Source organism: Methylobacterium sp. ARG-1 (genome assembly GCF_001262595.1).
Classification (GTDB): Bacteria; Pseudomonadota; Alphaproteobacteria; order Rhizobiales; family Beijerinckiaceae; genus Methylobacterium; species Methylobacterium brachiatum.
Genome location: NZ_LHCD01000068.1, coordinates 1 through 7353, shown reverse-complemented (window position 1 = coordinate 7353; position 7353 = coordinate 1). Strand labels below are relative to the sequence as shown.

General features: G+C 66.1%; 3 protein-coding genes. 1 reads left to right on the top strand and 2 read right to left on the bottom strand.

Annotated elements, in window-relative coordinates; all coding sequences use genetic code 11:
• Together AKJ13_RS29625 and AKJ13_RS31785 are read right to left on the bottom strand one after the other, a co-directional pair.
• The coding region (locus AKJ13_RS29625) for a S8 family peptidase (protein ID WP_160320643.1) at positions 1-2520 on the bottom strand (2520 nt) is incomplete at its 3' end.
• Between the two features lie 969 nt (positions 2521-3489).
• Positions 3490-3975, bottom strand: a complete 486-nt coding sequence (locus AKJ13_RS31785) for a hypothetical protein (RefSeq protein WP_144426452.1) — start codon at positions 3973-3975, stop codon at positions 3490-3492.
• A 96-nt stretch (positions 3976-4071) separates the two neighbouring features.
• On the opposite strand from AKJ13_RS31785, the gene AKJ13_RS29620 reads away from it, so the two are divergent.
• Positions 4072-7353 (top strand): amidase family protein (locus tag AKJ13_RS29620; protein ID WP_200905729.1); only part of this gene is annotated, 3282 nt, incomplete at its 3' end.

The following is a 7353-nucleotide window of genomic DNA, read 5'->3' as shown; positions in this document are numbered from 1 at the left end:
GCCGGTGCCCGCCAGCGTCAGGGTGTTGGCGAGGGTGACGCCGTTGACGTCGAGGGTTCCACCGGCGGTGACGGTGGCGACGGAGGTGCCCAGCGCCGCGGCGTTGGCCGCGCTGAGGGTGCCGGCCGCGATGGTGGTGGGGCCGGAATAGGTGCTGGCGCCGGTCAGGGTCAGGGTGCCGGCGCCGGCCTTGGTCAGGCCGCCGGTTCCGTCGAGGGTGCCGGCGAAGGTGGTGGAGGTGCCGTCGCCGCCGGCGGCGAGGCGGGCGGCGCCGAGCGCGACGCGGCCCTGCCCGGCGAGGGATCCGATGGTCTCGCTGTCGGCGAGCGCCAGCGTTGCGCCGGCCGCGATGGTGACGGGGCTGAGATCGCCGATGGCCTGTCCGCCGCGGGCGAGCAGGGTGCCTTCCGCGATGGCGGTGGCGCCGGTGTAGGTGTTGGTGCCGGATAGCGCCAGGGTTCCTGGGCCGCGCTTGGTCAGTCCGCCGGGTCCGGTGAGGGCCTGGGCGAGGGTGAAGGTGTTGGCCGGATCGGCGATGTCGAGGCCGCCGCCGTTCCGGCCCCAGGTGATCGGGCGGGTGGTGGTGGCGAAGGCGGTTCCGGTGACCTGGAGGGTTCCGCCGTCGAAGGTGAGGGGACCGCTGGCGGCGCCGAGGCTGGCATCCCGCGCGACCGAGAGGGTGCCGCCGGCGAAGGTGACGCCGCCCGAGAAGGTGTTGGCCCCGGAGAGCGTCAGCGTCCCGAGCCCGAGCTTGATCAGACTGCCCTGGGTGGGGATGTCGGCGAAGGAGGCGATCCGCAGGGGCTCGAACCGAGACTCGTTCTGCCAATCGCGGACGATCACAGCCATAGTTTTGTCGTAATCGGCGCTGGTCAGCCCCGTGAGATAGCTGTTCAGGCGGTTGCCCATGTCGGTGCGGGCAGAGGCGTAGGCCGGGTCCGTGAGGGGCCAGACGCCGTCATACCCGTTGGACCGGACGAACGTCGCCAGGACCTGATTGGCGACGGGATCGTCGTTGGCGGCCTTGATAGCGGTCACGATCCCGGATTCGCTGCCGTTGCGCAGGGCGCTGACGACGCCGTCGAGCGCAGTTCGGCTGGCCGGGAGGCCGGCCGTCAGGACCGGGGTCTGAAGGCGTGAAGCGAGGGCGGCCTTGCGGGTCGCCCAGGTGGCCGCCTCGGCGTCGTTCTCCTGTTTGCGCTGGATCAGCGCGTCCTCGGAGATGTCGTTGGACCACGTGTCCTTCACGCCCGCGGGGAGGTTCGCGGCGACGAACCCCAGGAACTGGCCAGGCCCTCGCATGGCCTTGTCGAGGTCGATCAAACCCCAGCCCCAGACCGCGTTGGGCGCATTGGGGTTGGCGTCGGGAACGCCGTCGACGGCATCGCGGTGATGGGCGGTGGTGAGCAGGACGTCGCGGGCCTGCGTGTTGGTCATGTACGGATAGCGCTGCATGATGACCGCCAGCGCGCCGGTGGCGTGTGGCGCCGCCATCGAGGTCCCGCCGACCGTGGTGTAGCCGGTCTGATGGTTCGGATCGATGCCCCAGTCATTGGCATTCCAGACGGCGTTTCGCGTGTGCGTCGGTGCCGTACTGTTGATATCCTCGCCGGGGGCAACGACATACCAATACTTGGCAATGCCGGCTCGATTTGAGAATCCGGCAAAGATGACATCCTCCGGATCCGTGCTTTTGTTGACGCCTCGATCGGCCGCGCCGACCGCGAGCCAATTCTTTTCGATGTCCGGCCGGAAATATGGCAGGGACGAGCGAACGTTCGGATTGTCCCAGCCGGTATTTCCCGCAGCGAAGACCTGGATGATGCCGTATTGCCTGGTGACATCGGACAAGGCATCGACGTAGCCAAGCTGGCCGTCGAATTTCGTGTAGGCTTGGCGTAAGCCTGGGACGGTGTTGTAATTGTCGGTGGGCGGCGGGCTGCCCCAGGACGAGTTGATCGCCCGGGCGCCGGCGGCTGCGAGACTGCCATAGGCGTTCTTGAAATATGCGTAGTCGGCGTTCGCTCCGTAGATGCCCTCATCCGTCGCATGGGTGTTCGTCACGTAGACATTCGCGTCGAAGGCCACGCCGTGCATGCCGACGCCGTTGCGGGCGGCGGCGATCGATCCGCTCACGTGGGTGCCGTGCGGATCGTTGAAAGCGGGATCGTAGGTGCCGGGAACTGTATAGGGCTCGCCCTTGTCAAAGAAGCTCGGCTGCGGAGACCGGTCGTCCGGCGCCCCGGACCCGTTCATGAAGTAGTAGCCGTCCGATCCGAAGGTTCCGGTGATCGTGAGCGGCTTCACGCGGCCGTCGGCGAATTCCGGATGGGCGGCGTAGATGCCCGAATCGACCACGCCGAGCGTGACGCCAAAGCCCGTGTAGCCGGCCGCATAGGCATCGGCGGCGCGCATCGCATCCAGGCCCCAGTCGGCCCGGTATTCCGGGGTGCGCCATGATTCCGGATCGGTGGTTACGACGCTCTGCGCGAGGGCGAGGTTCGGACCGGACCAACCCAAGACCGCGAGGCCCAGGCTCGCACGCCATGAGATCGATAGAACTGAGTCCCGAAGACGTCTCTTTTCCGCGACGAACAATGGATATTCAGTTGCTTTGCACATTTGATCCGCTCGCGATCCAAATTTTTGCATGAATGCAAGATGTATCGTCGGATCTTAAATCAAATCCGACTCTCGTCTCGCGCCTATGCTCACGGCAGATCTAAGTGTAGCTTTAAGTTTAACGCAACTGACAAATTTAGACTTTGAATTTGGCTATTTATACGTTTCGTAAATATGAATTTGCCGGCGACGTCCGTGTTGGTCGGGCACCGGCTAACCGATTACATCAACCGTTCTCCGTATTGGCACAAAATTTGCCTTTTCGTCGAAATCGGCAGGGTCGCATCGATCGGCGGGCGTGCGGCATTTTCGCCACACCCTGACGGCTTGCCGAGGCGGGGCGGCCCATCTTCGACCGAGCGGATCGTCCGAACGCGCCTTCGGCGAGCGGAAGCTCTCGATCCGGGTCGGAAACTGCGTTCGATGCACCGGACGGCCAGACGAGTTTCAAACATGAGGCAACCGCCGCCGAGATGGGCGGCAGCTCGGCACACCGGCGGTGCGCCCATCGCGGCCTCAGCTGACCTCGGGCGGCGAAGCCTCGTCCGCGAGGTCGCAGGTTGATCGAAGGCGGCCTGAAGCCGGCAGTTGCCATCGAGAGTTCACCTGGGGCGCGCCTCGCCCCGCCTGGAGAGGCTCGCGTTCCAGCGCCTGCTGTGAGCGCTCATGATTGGCGAGGGCGCGCGCCCGGCTGACCCGCAACAACCTTCACACGAACCTAGTCGGCGGTTTCGTTCCCGCCCTCTCGCGCGGGGAGGGTGTGCCGGCCCCGACCTGTGGCTATTGAGCCACAGGTCCGGCTAAACGGTCGCAGTCGGCGCAATTTGCGCTCCATCCGGGCTGGGCCCTCAAAGTCGCCGGAAGCAATTATTGTGCCAGAATTTCGGAATGCCAGGATCTGCCGCAATCGGTCGCCAGACAAGCTCTTGAATGGATAATTATTAATACGTAAATACGGCTAATCCGCCCGTATAATACAGCATTTAATGATCGCTCTTGCTCGGTTGCGGAGTTGTTTTTTAATCTCACCGTCATGAACGGCGCAGATTTTGTCTTACGCTCTCCCGGTTTTGACTTAGACAACCGACGGTCTTGCTTCGGCTGCACGGAGAAAATATCGGAAATTGCCGCACAATTCTCTGGAACGACAGGATTGATCGGAGAAACAAAGTGACCGGCGGTGATCCGATTCATCGCCCGGCGTTCGCGCACCGGACGCCCGACCGCGATTTCCCGCCCTGCCCACAGGCAGAGCTTGGTCCCGTTCCAGCCATCCGCCTCTTTCCTGTCTGCCGGGCCGATCGAGGCCGTGGCGACACCCGTCTCGCGGCCGCTCCCGCCGGCGCCCGTCACGGAGGGCAGAGGCCCCCGTGAGTCCGTCCGCGGCTCGCACGGCGCGCCCTGACCCGTCGAACACCCTTGTCCGAATGCCAGCTCCGGAGATCGACCATGTTCCTTGGCCTGCCCGCATCACGGGGGCGACTGCGCGTCTCCGGAACCCTCCTGGGCGCCCTCTGGCTGACCGTGCCGGCCTCCGCGCAGGCGACCGATCCCCAGGACCAGATCGCCCTGCGTGAGGTCGTCCGCGCTGCCTATATCCGCGCCGGCCAGATCAAGACCGACGCAGAGATCGACGCCTTATCGGTCTCCGCCCGGCCGCTCGTGACCTTCGATCCGCGCGCCGCGACGGAAGCCGACATCGTCGGTCTCGTCGGGCGGCTCGGGTTCACGGATGCCTCGGTGCCGAAGCCGCCGGCCCCGGTCTCCCTGACGCGGACCCTCTCGACCGATCCGCTGCCCGATTACGGCGGCGTCGACCTGACCGGACGGACGGCCGTGGACCTCGCCGGCATGCTGCAACGGGGCGAGACGACGTCGCGCGAGATCGTGTTGCAGTACATGTACAAGATCCAGCAACTCGACCATGCGGGCCCGGCCCTGCGCTCCGTCGAGCAGATCAATCCGGATATCCTGACGCTCGCCGACAGGGCCGACGCGCAGCGGGTGGAGGCGCAGCGCGAAGGCCGGACGCTGCCGCCGCTCTTCGGCGTGCCGGTCCTGCTCAAGATGAACATCGGCACCGCCGACGATCTGCGCACCACCGCGGGCTCGGCCGCCCTGATCGGATCCCGTCCGGCCGCCGAGGCGACCCTGGTGACCGGGATGCGGGAGCAGGGCCTGCTCATCATGGGCAAGGCCAATATGGGCGAGTGGGCCGGTCTATCGAGCAACAATCGCAGCGACACCGGCGGCCAGACGATCAGCCCGTTCGATCCGTCGATCGCGGTGGCCGGATCCAGCAGCGGGCCGAGCATCGCGGCCGCCATGCGCTTCGCGCCGCTCACCGTCGGATCGCAAACCTCCGACTCGATCATCTATCCGGCCCAGCAGCAGCATCTCTACGCCCTCAAGCCGACGGCGGGCCTGATCAGCACGACCGGCATCGCACCCTATTCCCAACAGATCGACACCGCCGGCCCGATGGGCAACAGCGTCCATGACCTCGCCCTCGCCCTCAACGGGATGGTCAAGCTCGACACGACCGACACGCGCAGCAAGGATTTCGTCCGGCCCGCCGACTACAATGCCGGCCTGACCGGTGACCTGACCGGCCTGAAGGTCGGCATCTACAGCGCGACGTCGACCGAGGATCCTCAGCGGCCCGCGCAATTCAACTCCCTCGTCGGCGGAATGCTGACGGCCTCGCACGCCGCCGTCGTGTCGCTCGATCGTGCCGGGGTCGATGGGGCGGTCAAGACGGCGGTCCTGGCGATGCCGGACGACGATCTCGCTCAATTCGTGGCGTTTGCCGATTCGTCTGCGCAGATCCCGACCGATCCCACCGCCCGGGCCACGTTTCTGAACAATTATCGGCAAACCTTCACCGACGGGGCGAAGCGGGTCGAAGCCGCGACCAACGGGGCCGTGCCGTTCTACTTCTACGGTGCTTACGCTTCGATCTCTAGCTATCTTGCCTCTCGTGTCTCATCGCCCGACGATTACAAGAGCGCGCTCGTTCGACTGCTGGGAGACAAGTTCTCGCGGCTGAACGTGGATCCGAAGGTTTACGCCCGCACGATCGACGACCTCGTGGCCTTCGCCCAGAAGAACCCCAGCCTCAGTGGCGATGCAGCCCTGGCGGGTCTGGCCTCGGATAAGGTCGGCCACTTCACCTCCATCGACGAGTTCAATCGCGCCTACGCGAACTGGATCCGGATCTCGACGGCGCTGATGTCGAATGTCCGCAATGCCCTCGGTGTCGATGCGGTGATCGGCTTCCTCGGCACGGACGACGACACCAATGACGGCCTCGGCATCTTCACTTTCTCGACGGAACAGACCTCCGCGTCGCCTCAGCTCAACGTGCCCTTTCAGGTGGACGGGGCGCCGGCGAACGTCCTCATCGACGCCAACCCTTATCAGGAGCAGACGCTGCTGAGGATCGGCCAAGCCCTCCAGCAGCAGCTGAACTCCGACAAGTTCCGGCAATATCAGGCCACGGCGCCCAATCCCCCGGCAACGGGGTACGGGGACGATCAGCCGGACGATTCCGGGCCGCTTCTGCCACTCGTCCTCAAGAACCTCGACGACCATGGCCGCGCCACCAAGGCCCATCTGCTGACGACCGAGATGGCGCCGCTGGTGCTCAACGTCACCGACGCGACCACGCCGCCGCACTTCGACGGGCGTATCTCCGGCAATGGCGGCTTGATCAAGGACGGACCCGGCATTCAGCTCCTGACCGGGACGAGCGACTTCACCGGCGGGGTCTTCGTCTGGCAGGGCGGGCTTGCCGTCGACAAAACCGAGGCACTCGGCGACCCCAGCAACACCGTGACGTTGGAGAACAAGAGCGCGCTGATCGCCACCCAGAGCCTCCTCCTGGGGCGGCCCGTCATCCTGTACAACGGCGGCACCCTCGGGGTGCTGGCCGGTGCGACGCTCACGGAGGATGCGGTCGTGTCCGGCAATGACGGCCTGTACAAGACAGGCCTGGGCCGATTGAGACTTCTGGCCGACAACACCTATACCGGCGGCACGCATATCGTGGCGGGCACGGTTTCGGTATCGCGGGAGGCGAATCTCGGCCAGGCCTACGGCGCCGTGACGATCGGCGATGGCGCCGCCCTGGAGGCGACGGCGAGTTTCACGACCACGCGCCCCTTCACCCTGGAGGGTATCTCGGGCCTGGCCGTCGACCCGGCTCAGACCCTGACGGTGTCGAACGTCGTGTCCGGCCCGGGGACGTTGTTCAAGCTCGGGCTCGGGACGCTGACGCTCTCCGGGGCCAACACCTTCTCGGGCGGCGTCACCTTCGCCGGCGGCACCCTCTCGGTGGCCCGCGACGCCAGCCTCGGTGCCGCGGGCAGCCCACTCACCTTCGACGGCGGAACCCTTCAGGTCACCGGAACCGCCTTCACCGCCACCACCCGGCCGATCACCTGGGGCCGGAACGGCGGCGGCCTCGACATCGCCGATCCCGCCAACACCTTCACCCTCGCCCAATCCCTCGCCGGACCCGGCGGACTGACCAAGCGCGGCCCAGGAACCCTGGCGCTATCCGGCACCAACACCTACACCGGCGCCACCGCCATCGCGGAAGGCACCCTGCTCGCCCGCGGCGGACAGGCCATCGGCGATCTCAGCCCCGTCACCATCGCGGCCGGCGCAACGCTGGCGCTCGCCGACAGCGAGACCATCGGATCCCTCGCCGGGCAGGGCCGCGTCGCG